Here is a 17,994-nt window from a genome sequence, read left to right as displayed (position 1 = left end):
GCGCCCATGGCAAAGCTGTTGCAAGAGATTGTGAACAAACAAGTATCCGGAATTTATGGCTGAAATCCTGTTTTACCACTTAACTGAATCAACACTTGATGAAGCCTTGCCTGGCCTTGTGGAGCGCTCGCTCGGGCGTGGCTGGCGGGTTACTATTCAAGGTGTGAATCAGGAACGGCTTGAAGTGATTGATAATCTTTTGTGGACTTGTTCCGATGTTTCATTTCTGGCGCATGGTTTTGAAGAAGATCCGCTGGCTGCAGATCAACCGATTTTATTGACGCTCAGTGAGGGTAATCAAAACGATTCAACCGTTCGCTTCTTGGTTGAAGGCGCGGAGCTCAACGAGGTTTCAGCCTATGAGCGTCTGGTGGTGATGTTTGACGGCCATAATCAGCAACAGCTGGAAAAAGCCCGACAGCAGTGGAAAAATTTTAAAACAAGCGACCATCAGCTGACCTATTGGCAGCAAAATGCCGATAAACGCTGGGAACGTAAAGCATGATGCGCGCTATTTTTATCGCTCTGATCGTTGGTGGTCTTGGTGTTGGCGTTGCATATCCGTGGTATGTCAATCATTTCACCGGCCGTGATATTGATCGCTGGGTGATGCAGGACGGCGTTGGCCAGCCATTACAAACGCCACAGGTGCATCTGACAGAAGATGATGCACCTGTGCGTGTCTTTGTGGATATGACACCGCTGGAAAGTGCGGACGCAAACCAGCAGCGCTCAAGCCTCCGTTTGGCTGTCAGCCGTGACGGGCATCCGCTGTTGTCAGAAGTTTTGTCTTATCAGCGACTTGCCGGTGACAAACCATCAGCTGATGCTGCGGCCAAACCTATGCGCGCGACAGCCGGCGATCTTAATCCGGTGATTACTGGTGAATATACATTCAGTGCCGCACCAGCCGATGTGGAAGCATTGCAAGTTGCCAAAATCGAACTGGTTTTGCGCCGTGCTGCCAAACCGGTGAATGATAATTTGATCTCAGCCGGTTTGATTACCGTGGTGCTGGGCGTTTATGGTCTGGTGCGTGGCCGGCTTTATCGCCGCAAGCTGTAATTGAATGATAAAAAAACGCAGGCACTCAAAATGCCTGCGTTTTTTATTATCTTGTCTGAACCAGTTTTACTCAGCCATTGCTGCTTCATATTCGCTTGTAAGCTCAAGCCAAACATCTTCAGCACTGGCCAGTTTCACGCGGCGCTCATTAATCTGCTTGGTCAGTTCAACGGATTTCTGCGGCTCCTTTTCATAAAGTGCCGGATCTTCCAGTTGCTCTGTCAGAGATTGAATCTCTTTCTGCAGTTTTTGCATTAACCCTTCAGAATCTTTGACTTTTTTCATCAAAGGCTTCAAGGCATCGCGCTTTTGTGCAGCCAGTTTGCGCTGGTCTGCTTTGCTGATTTTCGGGCCTTCTTCTTGTACAGGCTCTGAAGATGACTGACCGGGATTTTTAGCATCGGCCAGCACCAGTGAGCGATATTCGTCCAAGTCGCCTTCAAATGGCTGAACAGTACCATTGCGCACCAACCAGAGGCGCTCCATGGTTGCTTCGATCAAGTGGCGATCATGCGCAATCAGGATAACGGCGCCCTTAAAGCTGTTAAGTGCATGCACCAGCTCTTCACGGCTATCGATATCCAAATGGTTGGTCGGTTCATCGAGGATGAGCAGGTTAGGGCCGTCAAATGTTGCAAGCCCCATCAGCAGGCGGGCTTTTTCACCACCGGAAAGATCTTTGGCCGGTGTCAGCATTTTTTCAGTAGAAAGCCCCATGCGGGCAACACGCGAGCGCACCTTTGCTTCCGGCTCACCGGGCATTAATTTGCGCACATGCTCAATGGCATTGTCTTCCGGCACCAGATCATCAAGCTGATGCTGTGCAAAAAAGGCAACTTTCAGGTTTGGCGATACAGTCAGGGTGCCGGTTTCTGCGTCCAGCCTGCCGCCGATCAGCTTGGCAAGGGTGGATTTACCATTACCATTGGAGCCAAGCAGCGCAATGCGGTCATCATTATCGATGCGCAAGGTGAGGTTTTGCAAAATCGGCTTGCCGGGCTGATAACCAACATCGGCCTGTTCTAGCGCGATGATCGGCGAAGCTGCTTTCTTTTCCGCATCAGGGAAAGTGAAAGGTTGCACATTGGTTTCCACATAAAGCTCAATCGGCTTTAGCTTTTCCAATGCTTTCAAACGTGATTGCGCCTGTCGGGCTTTGGAGGCCTTGGCACGGAAGCGGTCAACAAATGCTTCCATATGCTTGCGGTGCTGTTCTTGTTTGACGTGAGCCTTTTGCTGCAACTCAAGCTTTTCCAAACGCTGACGTTCAAACTGATCATAGTTACCACGCCAGAAGGTAAGTTTTTTCTGATCGAGATGCATGATCGAATTAACAGCCGAGTTAAGAAGATCGCGATCGTGACTGATGATGATAACAGTGTGCGGATAACGGCGCACATAATCAATCAGCCACAACACACCTTCCAGATCGAGATAGTTGGTCGGTTCGTCAAGCAGCAACAAATCTGGTTCGGAGAAGAGCACAGCCGCCAGTGCCACGCGCATACGCCAACCACCGGAGAAGGAGGAGGCGGGACGGCGCTGTGCTTCTGCATCAAAGCCAAGACCTGCCAGAATGGCACCTGCGCGCGCTTCGGCTGAATGCGCGTCAATATCGGCAAGGCGCACATGGATTTCAGCAATGCGCTCCGGATCCGTGGCCGTTTCAGCTTCTGCCATTAATTGAGTGCGTTCCACATCCGCTTTCAGCACGATGTCGATCAGCGGCTCTTCAGTGCCGGGAGCTTCCTGCGCCACCTGACCGATGCGGGTTTGCTTCGGCAGTGAGATGTTACCGGTTTCAACCGCGAGGTCATTGGTAATGGCACGAAAAAGTGTTGACTTGCCGGTACCGTTACGACCGACAAATCCGGTTTTGGAGCCGGCAGGGAGTGTCACACTTGCGTGATCGATCAGCAGACGGCCTGCAATGCGGATGGATATGTCATTAAGAATAAGCATGATAAAAAGCGCTTTCGCATGGCAGGCTAGTGATTAGCAAGTGGTGATTGGTGTTTCGCGGGTTAAATATTCGGCTCGGCCCAAGGTTTATGTGACTTTTAAATGAAACTTCTCATCGGTTGCACGCTCAGCTATTGGCATTTGCGCCGCAGCCGTTTATGAGAGCATCACTCATCATTTCTCTTTATACAAGGTTTTTGAAATGGCAATTGAACGTACATTCTCGATGATCAAACCAGACGCAACCAAGCGTAACCTGACCGGTGCTATCACCGCTAAGCTTGAAGAAGCTGGTCTGCGCGTTGTTGCATCCAAGCGCGTTTGGATGAGTCGCCGTGAAGCAGAAGGCTTCTACGCTGTTCACAAAGAACGTCCTTTCTTTGGCGAACTGGTTGATTCAATGACTTCCGGCCCGACCATCGTTCAGGTTCTGGAAGGCGAAGGCGCAATCCTGAAAAACCGTGAAGTTATGGGCGCAACCAACCCAGCTGATGCAGCTGAAGGCACAATCCGTAAAACCTTCGCTCTGTCGATCGGCGAAAACTCAGTTCACGGTTCAGATGCTCCTGAAACAGCAGCAATCGAAATCGCTTACTGGTTCTCCGGTACAGAAATCGTTGGCTAATTAATTATGGCCTCAAGCAGTTGAGGCCATTTTAGCTCACGTTAATAACAAAAAGGCCGGATCACTGATCCGGCCTTTTTGTTATATTCAATTAAGTTTTAGATGTTTGGAGCAAGGGTGGCAATTTTTTCATCCTGCTCATCAAGCAGAACAAGTTTGCCAAGTTCGATTTTGTAGCGTCTGGTGTTAGCCAATACATCGAAAAATTTGCGTTCCTGATCCATCAGGGCAGGCGGGCACATCATAAATGTGCTGCCCATCTGACCAAAGCTGAGTTTGTCTTCATTGATCTCAGCTGTGCCGAAATAACGATTGCAGCTGCCCGAGCCACTGACACTGCCATCTTCCTGTACTGTCAGCGTGGTTTGCGCATTATCAATCACACCACCATTTTGCAGGTCTTCGGCCAACCACTCTTTGCCAAACAGACCGGTCGCTTCGCCGGATGTTTCACTGCGGCCAACCATCACAACCTGAATGTCGTATTTAGCTTGGAGCTGCTCTGGATCAAAGCTGTGGCGAGTGTCGTTGACAAACCACAAGGTATCACCGGCAGAAATTCTGGCCTGTAGCGCATAGGTGTGGCCAGGTTCTAATTTGCTGCTGTCATAATCAATGGAGTAGGGAATTGGCGGGCCGCTGATCGGATCGATGGTGACATCGCCAATAATTTTGGCGGGCGCATCTGCCAGCGAAACATCGGCCAATTCGACAATAAGTTTGGCTTCCGGCGGCAGCGCAATACGCTCACGATAAATCACATCGCCTTTAATGGTTTTTTCTGCGGCGATACTCACGGACGGCATAGAGGTGGTCAACACCACGGCTGCTGTACCCGTTACACCCAAGCCCACAAGTACGGCTACTGTAACAGCAAAGTTTTTCTTGAAACTGCTTTGCATATTATCACTCAAGCTGCATTTCCCCGCGTTGAATTATGATTCCATTTTATTATAAATGGTTAATCTTCATGTATAAATTATGGCAGATCAAGTTGGATCGCTATAAATTTAAACATAATAGTTTTTATTTAAAATATTCTTGCACTACTCTTCTTCCCAGCGCTTTTGTGCCTGATCGTCACTAGCGCGGGATGAGACCCAATCACCTGTCACACCGCTTTTCAAATGTTCTTTTTTCCAGAACGGTGCATTGGTTTTCATGTAATCCATTAAAAAGCTTGCGGCCTCAAATGCGGCATTACGATGACGGGAGGCGGTTAGAACCAGCACAATATTTTCGCCGGGCTTAATCATGCCGAAGCGATGGATAATCCGCACTGCATCAAGGGAGAAGCGCTCTTTGGCAGTCAGTGCCATTTTCTCAATTTGCGCTTCTGCCATGCCAGGGTAATGTTCAAGCTCTAAAGCGTCTAAGCGGCCGCTTTCATCACGACAAAGACCGGTAAAGGCAACCGCAGCTCCGATATTTTTGTTTTGAGCCAATAGGTTGGCTTGTTCCTGCGCAAGATCAAAATCATAGTTTTGAACGGAGATATGAACGGAGCTATCCATATTAACCGCCTGTCATCGGCGGAAAAATCGCGATCTCGTCACCAGCTTGGATGGTGGCATCACTATCAGCATGTTCATGGTTGATGGCAGTGCGCACAACGCCCTCTGCTTCCAGCGCATAGGTGTAATTTTCGCCTAAGCTTTGTAAGTAGTTCAGCAAGCCGCCAATCGTTGTCACAGTGTCGGGCAGGGCAATGGTTTCTGTTTCCCTGCCGATACGCTCACGCACCCATGCGAAATAAACCAGCCTGACATCCATGCTCTTAGTCCATCATGTGTTTCAGACCGGCTCTGAAATAATCCCAGCCGGTATAAAGGGTCAGCACAGCTGAAATCCATAAGAGCGTGATACCGATTTCCGTGGTGTAAGGCAGGATTTTATCACCGGCAGGGCCTGCCAGCAAAAAGGCAAGCGCAATCATCTGCGTGGTGGTCTTCCATTTTGCCAGTTGTGAAACAGGTACGCTGACTTTCAGCTCGGCTAGATATTCCCGCAAGCCTGAAACCAGAATTTCGCGGCAGAGAATGATGATAGCCGCCCACAAGCTCCAGCCGGCAATGGTGCGGGCAGGGTCGGCAGCAAGCAACAGCAAACAGGTGGAAACCAGCAACTTGTCGGCGATCGGGTCAAGCATACGACCGATTGTCGAGGTTTGTTTCCATGCACGCGCCAGATAGCCGTCAAAAAAGTCGGTAATACTGGCAATAACGAAGATCGCCAAAGCGCTCCAACGGGCAAAATCGCTAGAATGCAGGCGTCCCTCGATAAAGAAACACAGTGCCACAAGCGGAACGGCAATGATCCGCCCATATGTCAGTATGTTAGGAAGGGAAAATGCATTCTTACTCATAGATACCGCCACACCCATTAAAATTACATCCGCAGGGATATGATAGAAATCAACAGCCGCTTCAGTCTTGTCTCATCATTTCATGACATTAGCATGATTTATTAAAGAACCGATAGGTCTTGATTCTAAAATGCCCCACCTCATTCGTTTCTGAAATGGTCATAAATCTGTTTCGCCATCGATTCAGAGATGCCATCAATCTGCATTAAATCAGAGAGTGCCGCTCCGCTGACAGCTTTGGCAGTTCCGAAGTGATGAAGCAAGGCACGTTTTCGTGCGGGGCCGATTCCGGCAATTTCATCAAGTGGATTTTTGACAAAAGCATTCTTTCGTTTGGCGCGATGGGTGCCGATGGCAAAGCGGTGTGCTTCGTCGCGCATGCGCTGAATGAAATAAAGCACCGGATCACGCGGTGGCAGAGTGAAATCCGGTTTGCCTTCGACAAAAAATCTTTCACGCCCTGCATCACGGTCCACGCCTTTGGCGATGCCAATTGCAATGACCTGATCGGCAATGCCCATTTCGCTAAGAATTTGACGGACGGCACCCACTTGCCCCTGACCACCATCAATGAGGATCAAATCAGGCCACGCCGGAAAACTATCCGTCACACTTTCAAGCAGCTCTTCTTCTGACGAGCTGGTCGCCACATCTTCTTTTGTGTCACGAAGCCCGTGTTCTTTCACCAAGCGGCTAAAACGGCGCTCAATCACTTCGCGCATCATGCCAAAGTCATCGCCCGGTGTGATGTCGGTGGAGCGGATGTTGAATTTGCGATATTGGTTTTTCACAAAACCTTCAGGGCCTGCCACAATCATGCCGCCCACGGCGTTAGTGCCCATAATGTGCGAGTTATCATAAACTTCAATACGGCGCGGCACGCTGGACAGTTCAAATGTTTCAGCCAATGCTTTCAATAGGCGTGCCTGCGATGAGGTTTCAGCCAAACGGCGCCCCAGAGCTTCGCGCGCATTGGTAAAAGCATGGTCAACCATGTCTTTCTTCTCACCGCGCTGCGGCACATTGATATAAACTCTGTGGCCGGAAGTGGCTGACAAAGCTTCTTCAATTAAGGATTGATCTTCCACTTCTTCGGAAAGCAGAATGAGTTTCGGGCAAGGCTTATCAGCATAAAACTGCGAGAGAAAAGCGCCCAGCACTTCCGCTGCGGTTAAAGAGATGTCGGCCTTTGGGAAATAGCTGCGATTGCCCCAGTTTTGTCCGGTGCGGAAGAAAAACACCTGAATACAGGTCATGCCGCCTGCCTGATGAATAGCAAAAACATCTGCTTCTTCGACAGTCTGTGGATTGATGCCCTGATGCGATTGCACATGAGAAAGGGCTGCCAAGCGGTCGCGATAGACAGCGGCATGTTCAAAATCCAGCTCTTCGGATGCTTTTTGCATGGCTTCAGAGAGGTGTTTTTTTACTGCCTGACTTTTGCCGGAGAGGAAGGATTTCGCTTCGCGCACCAGTTCATGATAATTCTCATCGGAAATTTCATGGGTGCAAGGGCCGGCACAACGCTTGATTTGATAAAGCAGACAAGGACGGCTGCGGTTTTCTAAAAAAGAATCAGTGCAGGTGCGCAGCAAAAAGGCGCGCTGCATCGCATTGATTGTGCGTGTCACAGCGGTAGCCGAAGCAAAGGGGCCAAAATAGTTGCCGTCTTTGGAGCGTGCGCCACGGTGTTTGAAAATACCGGGGGCGCGATGATTGTTGGAAATCATGATGTAAGGGAATGATTTATCATCCCGCATCAGTACATTATAGCGTGGGCGCAACCGCTTGATCAGATTAGCTTCGAGCAAAAGCGCTTCTGTCTCTGTGCGGGTGACAACAAATTCCATTGTCACAGTTTCATGAATCATCCGTGCAATGCGGTTGGTGTGACCGGTCGGGCGAGCATAATTGACCACGCGCTTTTTCAGGTTACGTGCTTTGCCCACATAAAGCACATCGCCGTCTTTATTAAACATACGATAGACGCCCGGATCATTGGGCAGGCGTTTGACAAACTCATTGATAACCTCGCCACCGGTCAAACCGGCAGCGGTTCCGTCATTTTCTTGTAACGCAGAAGCCCAGACAATCGCGTCAATAGCTGTGCTGTTGACAGGATCAGCCACCGTTTCCGGTGAACTGTCATCAAGTTCATCCAAAATATCCTGTGGTGGCAGATCCTGGAAAGGAGTTTTCATTCATTAATGCCTGCAATGTCGGGTGTCTCCCATGCAAGGTGCTGGCCGCCATCAAGGCATAGCATCTGACCCGTCACGGATTTCAAGTCCCATAAAGTTCTGATCACTTGTCCGAATTCGCTTAAATCCGGCGCACGCTGCAACAAGACTTTGGCTACCTGCTCATTAAAATCGCGCGGGTTTTGTCGTTCGCTCGGTAAAGTCGGGCCGGGAGAAATCGCATTGACGCGAATGCGTGGAGCCAGACTTTGAGCCAATGTGCGGGTTGCCGTCCATAAAGCGGATTTGGACAATGTGTAAGAGTAAAATTGCGGATTCAGTTTTAAAACACGCTGGTCGATAATATTGACGATCATGCCTGTTTGGTCTGCGGGTAAAGCTTGCGCCATGCTTTCAGCCAGAAAAACCGGTGCTTTTACATGCACCATAAAGTGGCGATCCCATAAGGCTTCATCAAGATGGCCGATCTGATCATTTTCAAAAAGCGACGCATTATTAATAAGAATACCGACAGAGCCGAAAGGTTCAGAGGCTTTTTTGATTAAAGAGCGTACATCCGGCATGGAAGTAAGGTCGGCTTGTACGATCTCTGCCTGACCACCGCGCGAGATAATTTCTTGTTTGAGCGATTCTGCGTCGGTTACAGAATCATTACAGTGAATAATGACCGGAAAATTATGGGCTGCCATGTCTTCAATAATGGCTTTTCCGATGCGGCGTGCGCCACCGGTCACCAAAACAGGTGGTTTATTGTTATCATGGTTAGAAAATCTGGATAACACGGTAAACAAACCCTTACATTTATCAGGCGCTCAAATCAGGCATCTTAAACAAATATTTATCTACCACAAAATCATGTGGTGAAGCCAATCATTACGAAAAAACGCAATGAATTCAGCCCCTTTGCCAAATACCCCATGCAGGTCTGATATAGTTTCTCATGCGTAGCTTTACAAATAAGCCAGTTATTTCTTTGTTGCTAAAATAACACATCACATTTCAGCCATGTTTTTGTCAGTTTTCCGTCACCAAAGGGGGCACAAGGCGCCTTATTTAGAAACGATGTTACGTTTGTGACAGCGAACACATGTCGATCTGATCAGACATTCCCAAGAGCTGATGTTTCGATATGGGGTTCGTCAACGAGTTTGAATATTATCAAGGAGAATGCCATGCGCACTCTTAAATCAATTCTTATTGCTTCTGTTATTGCACTCCCAATCGCTGCGCCAGCACTTGCTGCTGATGCTATCATGGAACAGCCACCTGTTCCTGCACCAGTTGAAGTTGCTCCACAGTATGGTTGGGCTGGCGGTTACACCGGTCTTCATCTCGGTTATGGCTGGAACAAGTTCAAGACCAATGATGCCACTGTTGGCAACATTAAGTCTGACAAGTTCAAAATGGGCGCATTCGCTGGCTGGAACTTCCAGCAGGACAACATCGTATACGGTGTTGAAGGTGATGCAGGCTATTCATGGGCCAAGAAGACCAAAAACGGCATTGAAGCCAAGCAGGGCTTTGACGGCTCCCTGCGTGCACGTCTTGGTGTAGATATGGGCGTTGTAATGCCATATGTAACTGCTGGTGTTGCCGGTGCGCAAATCAAGCTGAGTGATGGCACAAGCGACAAGAGCAAGTTCCGCGCTGGTTGGACTGCTGGTGGTGGTCTTGAAGCCAAGCTGACCGAAAACGTTCTTGGTCGTGTAGAATACCGTTACAGCGACTTCGGCAACAAGACCTACGCACTTGATTCAGGTGATATCAAGTCCAAGCTGCAGACACATGACGTTCGTCTCGGCGTTGCATACAAGTTCTAATTCTTGAAATTCAAGACTTAGCGAAAAGCCGGACAGGTAACTGTCCGGCTTTTTTTATTGGCTATAGGTTATTAAAAAAGCCCGCCTGAAATAGGCGGGCTTTTTAAATCTTAAACGGCGCGGGGCAAAAACTCTGCCAGATCCGGATGGAGATCATTGAAACGCTTTTGCCAGCGCTTCAATTTTGGATATTTCTTTTCCCAACGACCTTCAAAACGCAAAGCCAGATAGCTCATAGCTGCGGCAAGTGCGATATGGCCGCCATGAATGCGCTTACCGATGCGTGGCGGAGTTTCGTCAAGCATGGCGAGGACGCGTTCGGATTTCTCCCACTGCTTTTCAAGCCAGGGCACATGTACTTTTTCTTCTGGGCGAAAGCGGCGCTCATAGATCTGCGTAATCAGTACATCACAAAGACCATCGGCCAGTGCTTCGAGCTTTTCCGCATCAAGGCGTTTTTCGCTCTGGCGCGGAAACAGTTTTGAACCGGTCACGCGGTTGATATATTGAGTGATACAGCGACTGTCGAAAACCGATTGACCTTCTGCTGTAATCAGCACCGGAATTTTTCCCAAAGGATTGGCGGAAATCAAATTTTCGGGTGCAACAGATGTGTTGACCATAACGCTTTCAAATTCCAAACCGGCATGCTTCGCCGCCATGCGCACTTTGGCACTATAGGGCGAGGTGGGGGAATAAAGGATTTGAATCAAGGCTATACCTTTTCTTCTTTGTTTAGCGTGTGGCCGGAAGCGTGACTGACCGGCTGCGGCATGAGGCGCGATCAACTGCTGCACAAGACCGCAATTGCAGGTCTTTTGTCATGCAGATGCGCACTTCCTGTAAGTAGTTTTTCTTACAGGTGACAGAAATTCCGTTGTTTTTCATTGTAGGATTGGCGGCAATGAAAGCTTTTTCAATGAGAGCCGGATCGACGCTGCGCGTGGTGCTGACATTTTTCAGGCTTGGCGGAATGACAATCTTGTTAAATGCCTGCCGAAGCGTGGAAAAATAAGCGTCCTGACTTAAGCCTGAGCAGGTGCCATGTTTGCGCCATTGATGGCGCACTAAACCGGCAGAAGGCATGATGTCGTGTAAGGAGGCTGCAATCTGGCGCGGCACATAATTGCGCTGCTTGGCATTGCCGCCAATTGCGCAATCTTTCGGGTAGCCATTTTCATTTTGCGGCCAGAGACCATGCACCAGAAAACCGTCACGACGGTTTATATTGCATTGCTCGCTGTCATTGCCTCTGCCGTCCAGCGTACAAAAGCTTGGTGACCAGGACAGGGAAAGCACATAAAAATCAAAGCCTTGCTGGATGGCTGGTGGTGCAGGCAGGCGGTTATTGTCATTGGAAGCCTTCGGGCGCACCAATGACCAGTCAGGTTTCAATACCGGTTCTTGTGCCTGCACAGAGGTGCTGCCGAGCAGCGCTGAGCTGATAAGCAAAAGACCGCTTTGAAAAGCGGTCTTGAGATGCCATGGGCAGGATTTTACCTGCTTGAAGCGGCTAAACATGAGAATTAAAGTCCGCGTGCCTTCAGGACACTGCATGAGGCATTGTAGACATACCATTTGTCATAGCCATCAACGCAGAACTCGACATTGGAGCCGAGAGTGACAAAGCCTTGGCGCTCTTCAACCAGGTACCAAACTTTGCGCTGTTGCCCATCTGACATCACCGCTGTTGCATCGCAATAAGTGCGTTCGATTTGCGATGGATTGACCTTTGGCTCATAACGTTTGAGACGGATATCGCCCATTGAGGAAATGGCGGTCATCGGCATATCAGGCACATGTTTGACCTGATAATCAAAGCGGGAAACAATGCGTTTCAAGACGCTCTGCTGTGAGCAGACTGATGCATCCACGACTGCCGGCGATGTCGCAATATAATCGGCTGCCTGCACAGGCATGGCTGTCAGCCCTAGGAAAAGCGTTGCCACAGCAGCCGAAGCGGTGCGTGTGAATTTCGTAACACTAAGTTGCATGCCTGACATGTGCAATCCTGTTTTCAAATGTTGCAGGCAAGCATTCACTTAACCTGTCTGTCTTTATAAGGAGCGGGTCTGAAAACCCTCTATCAGTCTATTTTGCGGCAGCTTATCAAAATGATCAAGCGCCGTCACCTTCTTTGCGTATCCAGTTTAACCGGTAACCGGCACCTTTATCCTCACACAAAAGTTTTACCAGAGCAGGGAGGATGAGTTTTAATTCCTTTTCCAGCACATAAGGCGGATTGACGATGACCATTCCGGTGCCGTCAAGGCGCGGCTCAAGCGAGGCTGCGCGAATCGATAATTCAGCCACCATAATTTTCTGAATGCCGGTATCGTAAAGTGCCTGATGGAACCTTTTCACTTCGCGGTGATCTTTTACCGGATACCAAAGCGCATAAGTACCGCCGGAAAACTTCTTGTGGGCTTTTGCCAGATTACTGGCAAGGCGATCAAATTCACCACCGATTTCAAACGGCGGATCAACCAGCACCACGCCACGTTTTTCTTTTGGCGGCAGATGGGCGCCCATCGCCAGCCAGCCATCCAGATGGGTGACACGAACCTGATAATCGCCATCGAAAAGTTTGGCCAGAGTTTTTACATCATTTGGATGCAGTTCAAGAGCCGATAAGCGGTCTTGCTTGCGCAGCAAATGACGGGTGAGCAATGGCGAACCCGGATAATAGCGGATATCCGATGTGGTGTTTTGGGCTTTGACGGCATTGATAAACGGTGCGATCAGCGCGGACGTTTCAGCATCAAGCTCATTATTGTCCACGGCTTCCATCAGGCGGAAAATGCCGGATTTCCATTCGATTGTTTTCGCAGCTTCCGGCCCCATCAGATCATAGAGGCCAATGCCTGCATGGGTGTCGATAACCCGAAATGCGGCATCCTTTAATTTCATATATTCGAGGATGCGCGTCAGGATGATGTGTTTGACCACATCGGCAAAATTTCCAGCGTGATAGGCGTGACGGTAATTCATGAGAGTGCTTGTTCCACGGGATCGGAATTTCGGCAAGAGGTGAGTTGCGTGAAGGTGAATTTCAGTGCAAATAAATGAGAGATTTCCAGTCTATTTAGCTGGCTTCTTTTTATTCTCTTCCGTTTTACAGGCGATAATCCAAAATGGCACGCTCAACCGATACTCAGATTGCGCATTCTGCATGTCCGCATGATTGTCCTTCAACCTGCGCGCTGGATGTGGAACTGCTGGATAGTAAGACCATTGGCCGCGTCAGAGGCTCGAAGGAAAACACTTATACGGCGGGTGTTATCTGCGCCAAAGTGGCACGTTATGCCGAGCGCGTGCATCATCCTGACCGGTTGAAAAAGCCTTTGATCAGAGCGGGTGTTAAAGGCGAAGCGGTTTGGAAAGAGGCTTCGTGGGATGCAGCGCTTGATCTGATTGCCGAGCGCTTTATCAAAGCGGAAGAGCAATATGGCAGCGAAACCGTCTGGCCATATTATTATGCAGGCACGATGGGGCAGGTACAGCGCGATTCGATCAATCGTTTGCGCCATGCTAAAAAATATTCCAACCAGTTTGATAGTTTTTGCACCAATCTGGCATGGACGGGTTATTTTGCCGGAACAGGTAGTTTGACAGGGCCTGATCCGCGCGAAATGGCAAAGTCTGATTGCGTGGTGATCTGGGGCACCAATGCGGCGGCCACGCAGGTCAATGTCATGACCCATGCCACACGCGCCCGCAAAGAACGCGGCGCTAAAATTGTGGTCATTGATATTTATGCCAATGCCACCGTGCGACAGGCTGATATGGGCATTGTACTCAAACCCGGCACCGATGGAGCTTTTGCCTGTGCGGTGATGCATGTTTTATTCCGCGATAATCTCGCTGATTGGGATTATCTGGAAAAGTACACTGATGACCCGAAAGGCTTGCAGCAGCATCTGGCATCTAAAACGCCGGAATGGGCAGCGCAGATTACTGGTTTGACGGTTACCGAGATTGAAGCCTTTGCGCATCTGATTGGCAAAACAAAAAAGACCTTCTTTCGGTTGGGCTATGGATTTACCCGCCAGCGCAATGGTTCGGTTGCCATGCATGCGGCATTGTCAATTGCGGCGGTTACGGGGGCTTGGGCACATGAAGGCGGTGGCGCTTTCCATTCCAATTCCGGTATTTTCAAGCTGGATAAGGCCGAAATTGAAGGCAAAAGCTTTAAAGATGCCTCCATTCGCTCACTCGATCAGTCGAAAATCGGACGTATTCTCACCGGCGACCGCGAGGCTCTTTATAACGGTCCACCCGTAACGGTGATGCTCATTCAAAATACCAATCCGATGAATGTAACGCCGGAGCAGCGTTTAGTGCGCCAAGGTTTCGCGCGTGAAGATTTGTTTACGGTCGTGCATGAGCAATTCATGACTGATACGGCGAAAATGGCTGATGTCGTTTTGCCGGCCACAACTTTTCTGGAGCATGACGATATTTATCGCGGTGGTGGCAATCAGCATTTATTATTGGGGCCAAAACTTATTGATGCGGTGGGGGAAGCCAAGCCAAATCTTTATGTTATCAATCAATTAGCAAATCGTTTGGGCGTCGGACATTTGCCGGGCTTTAATATCGACGAGCAGGCATTGATTGATAATATGAATGTGAAAAGTGCCTTGCCGGATTTCAATGGTATGAAAGAAGCGCGCTTTCTGGATTTGCAGCCGCCATTTGACGAAGCCCATTATATCAATGGCTTTAAGTGGCCGGATGGCAAATTCCGCTTCAAGCCGACATGGTTGCAAAATGCAGCGCCTAATCGGCCGCCGGAAAGTATGGGCATTCAAGGCCCTTATCAAACTTTGCCGCAATGGCCAGATCACTGGGAGGTGATTGAGGTGGCTGATAAGGAACATCCGTTCCGGCTGGCAACCTCGCCATCGCATAATTTCCTCAATTCGACATTTACGGAAACACCAACCTCGCAAGCCAAAGAAATTCGTCCGCAATTGCTGATCCATCCGCAAGATGCGGCTGATCTTGGTATTGAAAATGGAGAGCGTGTGGAAATCGGCAATATGCGGGGTGAGGTGGTGTTGCATGCGACATTGCGTGAAGGTCAAAAGCGCGGTGTGGTGATTTCAGAAGGCTTGTTTCCAAACTCTGCCTTTGAGCGCGGTGAGGGGATCAATACACTGACCGGCGCTGATGCGTCGGCACCCTATGGAGGCGCTGCTTTTCACGATACCAAGGTTTGGGTCAGAAAATGTGCCTGATTGTTAAGTGAATATTTCAATAAAAAAGCCTCCGGTGAGCAATCACCGGAGGCTTTAAATCGTAATACCTGAAAAGGCTGATTAGCCGTTATATTTCAGGCGGAAGTTGGTGACGCCAACTGCAAGGTTCAAACCCTTCTGACCCTGAAGTGAAATTGGCTGCAGGGAAATGGTTTTCCATGTGCCGCCGGTCAGGATGTTTGTGCCTGCACCGATGCCGATAGCAGCATTGGCAGATGCGCCAACATAAGAACCCTTGAGCGCGCCTTCAGGGCGAACGGTTGGAGCCCAGACAGCCCAAGCCAGCTGGCCGCCATTGGTGAAACCGATGTCGAGACCGATTTTGGTGATCTGGCCGGAATATTGTTCAACTGCTGCACCGCGAGCGGCTGGCTTGAATGTGCATTCCAGTTCCTGACGGCTGCCGATAATGACACCGATACCAGGTGCGATATCGCAAGTCAGCATGCCGACCTGTGAGTAAGGCTGTGTGGTTGCACTGCGTGCAGGCTGTACATAGTCAGCTGCCTGAGCAACTGCACCCATTGCAAAGGTCATGCCAGAAACAGCGACAGCAGCGGCAATAAGTGAAGTCTTGTTATGGGAGGACATAAGGCGATCCTTAAAATCTTGTGTCGTAAAAAACTGCTCAAAGTCATTTTGGTCTCAATCTTTATAAAGACGAGACCATCACTTCCTGTTGAGGCAATGTGTTTTTCTCACATAACTTTAAGGCAATATTTTGCAGATTAAGACTTTATTAACATTTATTTAAGTCAAATACTGAGTATTTGTTGCTTTTCTGCATCAATGGCAGAAGTAAACGTACCATTGATGAAGTTCTTCAGGGTCAGCGGGTAGATTTGATGCTCGACCGTCAAAACACGGCTCCCAAGTGAGTTTTTATCATCGTCATGATAAACAGGCACCGCGGCTTGTGCGAGAATAGGGCCTTCATCCATCCCTTCAGTGACCAGATGCACAGTGCAGCCGGCAATTTTCATGCCTGCATCAATCGCGCGCTGGTGGGTATCAAGGCCGGCAAAAAGCGGCAGTATCGACGGATGAATATTAAGAATACGGCCAGTATAGGGCTTGATGAAATCAGCCGAAAGCAAACGCATATAACCGGCAAGACAGATGATGTCAGGGTTAAGAGCGGCCAGTTGTTCTAAAATGGCCTGTTCATGCTCTTGCTTGGAAGCAAAGCCTTTACGGGCGAAAACATATGTTGAGATACCGGCGGCTTGCGCTTTAACAATGCCGCCAGCCTGTGGCTTGTCGCTAAAAACAGCGACAATTTCGGCAGGATAATCAGGCGCGCTGGCAGCTTTAATCAACGTCTCCATATTGGAGCCGCCACCGGAAATAAAAATGGCAACGCGCTTCTTGATCATAGTGCCAGTTTACCCTGATAAACAACGCCTTCAGCTTCACGCTTGACCATGCGGCCGAGCTTGGCGACTTTTTCGCCCTGCTGTTCCAAAATCTTTGCCACTTCGTCAGCTTTTTCAGGCGTGACAACAACAATCATGCCGATCCCGCAGTTAAAGGTGCGCAGCATTTCGTGCATTTCAACGCCGCCAACTTTGGCAAGCCATGAGAATACGGCTGGTACGTCAATGCTGGTCAGATCAACTTCGGCAGCCAGACCTTCCGGCAGCACGCGTGGAATATTGTCAGGGAAACCACCACCGGTGATGTGTGCCAATGCTTTGATGCCATCAGAAGAGCGAATGGCTTCGAGCAAGGATTTTACATAAATACGGGTAGGGGTAAGCAGTGCCTGTCCCAATGTTTCACCGGCTTTAAACGGCGCTTCGTCTTTCCAGTTCAGGCCGGAAAGTTCAACAATGCGGCGCACCAGTGAAAAACCGTTGGAGTGAACGCCGGAAGAAGCGAGACCGAGAATAACATCGCCTTCAGCAATGTCACCGCGCGGCAACAGATTGTCGCGTTCAGCCGCGCCAACTGCAAAACCGGCCAGATCATAATCGCCGTCTTTATACATGCCCGGCATTTCAGCGGTTTCGCCGCCAATCAGCGCTGCACCCGCCTGACGGCAGCCTTCAGCAATGCCGGCAACAATGGCAACGCCCTGTTCCGGTTCCAGCTTGCCGGTGGCAAAATAATCGAGGAAGAAAAGCGGCTCGCCGCCCTGAACCACCAGATCGTTGACGCACATAGCAACCAGATCAATGCCGACAGTGTCGTGCTGGTCTGCATCAATAGCAATTTTCAGCTTGGTGCCGACGCCGTCATTGGCGGCAATCAGAACAGGATCTTTGAAGCCAGCAGCTTTAAGGTCAAACAAACCGCCAAAGCCGCCGATTTCACCGTCAGCGCCCGGGCGACGGGTGGAGCGAACCAATGGCTTGATTTTTTCGACCATCAGATTGCCTGCGTCAATGTCAACGCCAGCCTGCGCATATGTCAGTCCGTTTTGACCGGTTGGCTTGTTTGTCGCTGTCATGGGATGCTCCTGAAACAGGTTCGTTGCCGCACACTGGGCCGTCAGGCTGGTTATTCAGCAAAGGCACTTGGACGGTGTCTGATACGGAATTAAGGATTTCGTTTGGGCAAATGCCATGAGATGACTTTTCCTGCAAGTGCCATCAGCGTCGCAAAGCTATAAAAAGCGTGTTTAAAGCCGCTATCAGGTAAATTAAACACATTATGATACATATATGCATGGGTTGGGATGCGATTAAGC

Annotated in this window: 19 protein-coding genes; 5 read left to right on the top strand and 14 right to left on the bottom strand. The window is 49.5% G+C overall.

The genetic code is table 11. The features are described 5' to 3' along the window. Nucleotides 1-55 precede the first annotated feature (55 nt). Nucleotides 56-505: a DNA polymerase III subunit chi gene (locus tag ABDZ76_RS01170; RefSeq protein WP_343800212.1), complete on the top strand. Its 450-nt coding sequence runs from the start codon at nt 56-58 to the stop codon at nt 503-505. After that, a complete protein-coding gene (locus ABDZ76_RS01165; protein WP_343800210.1) occupies nt 502-1,065 on the top strand; it encodes a hypothetical protein in 564 nt (187 codons plus the stop codon). The genes ABDZ76_RS01170 and ABDZ76_RS01165 overlap by 4 nt, the downstream gene beginning before the upstream one ends. Nucleotides 1,066-1,131: 66 nt before the next feature. On the opposite strand, the gene abc-f is transcribed toward ABDZ76_RS01165, so the two are convergent. Continuing rightward, a complete protein-coding gene (abc-f, locus tag ABDZ76_RS01160; protein WP_343800208.1) occupies nt 1,132-3,027 on the bottom strand; it encodes a ribosomal protection-like ABC-F family protein in 1,896 nt (631 codons plus the stop codon). A 202-nt stretch (nt 3,028-3,229) separates the two neighbouring features. On the opposite strand from abc-f, the gene ndk reads away from it, so the two are divergent. Then, nucleotides 3,230-3,652 carry a nucleoside-diphosphate kinase gene (ndk, locus tag ABDZ76_RS01155; protein ID WP_184220133.1) on the top strand — a complete coding sequence of 141 codons (423 nt, stop codon included), beginning with the start codon at nt 3,230-3,232 and terminating at the stop codon, nt 3,650-3,652. 98 nt (nt 3,653-3,750) lie between these two features. On the opposite strand, the gene ABDZ76_RS01150 is transcribed toward ndk, so the two are convergent. The 6 genes from ABDZ76_RS01150 to ABDZ76_RS01125 all read right to left on the bottom strand — a co-directional run bounded on the left by ABDZ76_RS01150 (nt 3,751) and on the right by ABDZ76_RS01125 (nt 9,009). Continuing rightward, nucleotides 3,751-4,554, bottom strand: coding sequence for an META domain-containing protein (locus ABDZ76_RS01150; protein WP_343802881.1), 804 nt, complete (start codon nt 4,552-4,554; stop codon nt 3,751-3,753). Nucleotides 4,555-4,698: 144 nt separating this feature from the next. Continuing rightward, the gene (locus ABDZ76_RS01145) at nt 4,699-5,166 is read right to left on the bottom strand and encodes a molybdenum cofactor biosynthesis protein MoaE (protein ID WP_343800206.1); all 468 of its coding nucleotides are present in this window, start codon (nt 5,164-5,166) and stop codon (nt 4,699-4,701) included. A 1-nt stretch (nt 5,167) separates the two neighbouring features. Beyond that, complete coding sequence (gene moaD / locus ABDZ76_RS01140) at nt 5,168-5,425, bottom strand: molybdopterin converting factor subunit 1 (RefSeq protein ID WP_343800203.1); 258 nt, start codon at nt 5,423-5,425, stop codon at nt 5,168-5,170. A 4-nt stretch (nt 5,426-5,429) separates the two neighbouring features. Then, a complete protein-coding gene (gene pgsA / locus ABDZ76_RS01135) occupies nt 5,430-6,017 on the bottom strand; it encodes a CDP-diacylglycerol--glycerol-3-phosphate 3-phosphatidyltransferase (protein ID WP_184220125.1) in 588 nt (195 codons plus the stop codon). 140 nt (nt 6,018-6,157) lie between these two features. Then, nucleotides 6,158-8,218, bottom strand: a complete 2,061-nt coding sequence (gene uvrC / locus ABDZ76_RS01130) for an excinuclease ABC subunit UvrC (RefSeq protein ID WP_343800200.1) — start codon at nt 8,216-8,218, stop codon at nt 6,158-6,160. After that, nucleotides 8,215-9,009: an SDR family oxidoreductase gene (locus ABDZ76_RS01125; RefSeq protein ID WP_374844502.1), complete on the bottom strand. Its 795-nt coding sequence runs from the start codon at nt 9,007-9,009 to the stop codon at nt 8,215-8,217. Before ABDZ76_RS01125 ends, uvrC begins: the two co-directional genes overlap by 4 nt. 381 nt (nt 9,010-9,390) lie before the next feature. Between ABDZ76_RS01125 and ABDZ76_RS01120 the strand changes: the two genes are divergently transcribed. Beyond that, nucleotides 9,391-10,038 (top strand): outer membrane protein, encoded by a 648-nt coding sequence (locus ABDZ76_RS01120; protein WP_343800196.1) that lies wholly within the window; start codon nt 9,391-9,393, stop codon nt 10,036-10,038. Nucleotides 10,039-10,148: 110 nt separating this feature from the next. Here the strand turns inward: ABDZ76_RS01120 and ABDZ76_RS01115 are convergent, their stop codons facing one another. From ABDZ76_RS01115 to ABDZ76_RS01100, 4 genes are all read right to left on the bottom strand, one after another. Further along, nucleotides 10,149-10,751 carry a glutathione S-transferase family protein gene (locus ABDZ76_RS01115; RefSeq protein ID WP_343800194.1) on the bottom strand — a complete coding sequence of 201 codons (603 nt, stop codon included), beginning with the start codon at nt 10,749-10,751 and terminating at the stop codon, nt 10,149-10,151. Nucleotides 10,752-10,773: 22 nt separating this feature from the next. Next, nucleotides 10,774-11,559 (bottom strand): ribonuclease T2 family protein, encoded by a 786-nt coding sequence (locus ABDZ76_RS01110; protein ID WP_343800192.1) that lies wholly within the window; start codon nt 11,557-11,559, stop codon nt 10,774-10,776. A 5-nt stretch (nt 11,560-11,564) separates the two neighbouring features. Next, nucleotides 11,565-12,041, bottom strand: coding sequence for a phage portal protein (locus ABDZ76_RS01105; RefSeq protein WP_374844501.1), 477 nt, complete (start codon nt 12,039-12,041; stop codon nt 11,565-11,567). A 115-nt stretch (nt 12,042-12,156) separates the two neighbouring features. Further along, complete coding sequence (locus ABDZ76_RS01100) at nt 12,157-13,029, bottom strand: 23S rRNA (adenine(2030)-N(6))-methyltransferase RlmJ (RefSeq protein ID WP_343800190.1); 873 nt, start codon at nt 13,027-13,029, stop codon at nt 12,157-12,159. 143 nt (nt 13,030-13,172) lie between these two features. On the opposite strand from ABDZ76_RS01100, the gene ABDZ76_RS01095 reads away from it, so the two are divergent. After that, on the top strand, nt 13,173-15,281 hold the full coding sequence (locus ABDZ76_RS01095; RefSeq protein ID WP_343800188.1) for a molybdopterin-containing oxidoreductase family protein: 2,109 nt from the start codon (nt 13,173-13,175) through the stop codon (nt 15,279-15,281). Nucleotides 15,282-15,362: 81 nt separating this feature from the next. Here the strand turns inward: ABDZ76_RS01095 and ABDZ76_RS01090 are convergent, their stop codons facing one another. From ABDZ76_RS01090 to purM, 3 genes are all read right to left on the bottom strand, one after another. Next, nucleotides 15,363-15,893, bottom strand: coding sequence for a DUF992 domain-containing protein (locus tag ABDZ76_RS01090; protein ID WP_343800186.1), 531 nt, complete (start codon nt 15,891-15,893; stop codon nt 15,363-15,365). 164 nt (nt 15,894-16,057) lie between these two features. Then, entirely contained in the window at nt 16,058-16,678 is a 621-nt protein-coding gene (gene purN / locus ABDZ76_RS01085) for a phosphoribosylglycinamide formyltransferase (protein ID WP_343800184.1), read from the bottom strand. Next, nucleotides 16,675-17,754 carry a phosphoribosylformylglycinamidine cyclo-ligase gene (purM, locus tag ABDZ76_RS01080; protein WP_343800182.1) on the bottom strand — a complete coding sequence of 360 codons (1,080 nt, stop codon included), beginning with the start codon at nt 17,752-17,754 and terminating at the stop codon, nt 16,675-16,677. Before purM ends, purN begins: the two co-directional genes overlap by 4 nt. Between the last annotated feature and the right edge of the window lie 240 nt (nt 17,755-17,994).

Source organism: Paenochrobactrum glaciei (assembly GCF_039522165.1).
Taxonomy (GTDB): Bacteria; Pseudomonadota; Alphaproteobacteria; order Rhizobiales; family Rhizobiaceae; genus Paenochrobactrum; species Paenochrobactrum glaciei.
The sequence above is the reverse complement of the archived record's forward strand: the minus strand, read 5'-3'. Positions and strand labels throughout refer to the sequence as shown.